Source organism: Massilia genomosp. 1 (genome assembly GCF_011682185.1).
In the GTDB taxonomy this organism is placed as follows: Bacteria; Pseudomonadota; Gammaproteobacteria; order Burkholderiales; family Burkholderiaceae_D; genus Telluria_A; species Telluria_A rubra.
The window spans coordinates 1-252 of sequence record NZ_WHJF01000620.1 but is presented as its reverse complement, the minus strand read 5'-3'; the positions used below and the strand labels follow the sequence as shown (position 1 = coordinate 252).

Sequence of the window (252 nt, the reverse complement as noted above, 5' to 3'; positions counted from 1 at the left end):
GGTGAAAACGTTCGGAAAAGCCGATGTGGCGCAATGGGCATTGAAACATCTGGCAGCAGCGAGTATCGTCGTCTCCGATGGTTTGAACTGCTTCACGGCAGTGCAGGCGGCCGGTGCAAAGCATGAGAGCCAATTGCAAAACGATTTTTCCGAACTGGCCGACATCAGGAGAGCACGATTTTTCATCGCTTTTTCGTGATATCGGAGGAAATCTGATCGGTTACGGCGGCGGAATCATGGCTAATCTCATTT

At 50.8% G+C, this 252-nt stretch carries 1 pseudogene; it reads left to right on the top strand.

Annotated elements, in window-relative coordinates:
- Positions 1 to 110 (top strand): annotated as a pseudogene (locus F1735_RS38460) (IS1595 family transposase); the annotation flags it as partial.
- Between the last annotated feature and the right edge of the window lie 142 nt (positions 111 to 252).